Origin of the sequence: Pantoea sp. SIMBA_079 (genome assembly GCF_046940275.1) — a bacterium.
In the GTDB taxonomy this organism is placed as follows: domain Bacteria; phylum Pseudomonadota; class Gammaproteobacteria; order Enterobacterales; family Enterobacteriaceae; genus Pantoea; species Pantoea borealis.
In genome coordinates this window covers 1-246 of the sequence record NZ_JAWRYR010000733.1, presented here as the reverse complement: position 1 = coordinate 246, position 246 = coordinate 1, and the positions used below count along the sequence as shown (strand labels likewise).

Annotated in this window: 1 protein-coding gene; it reads left to right on the top strand. The window is 50.0% G+C overall.

Annotated elements, in window-relative coordinates; translation table 11 throughout:
* Nucleotides 1-50: 50 nt before the first annotated feature.
* The coding region (locus tag SB719_RS21890; protein WP_412159994.1) for a hypothetical protein at nucleotides 51-246 on the top strand (196 nt) is incomplete at its 3' end.

Here is a 246-nt window from a genome sequence, read left to right as displayed (position 1 = left end):
ACCTTGCCTTTGCGGCTTGCTGGCGCTATTGGTTGAAAGGAAACACCCGTATGGACGGTTACGAACCGACTGGGATCGGCTCCAATTTCGGTAAAAGGAGCGCGGAACATATCACAGACGAGTATGACCTTCATCGCGTATTCGAGTGCAGCCAAATCAAGTCTTTGAAAAAAAGCGTACTCTACGGAATCCTTGCGAAGCTCGTTCATTCGGTGAACACCGAGCTGATGAGGCGTATAGAAGAGC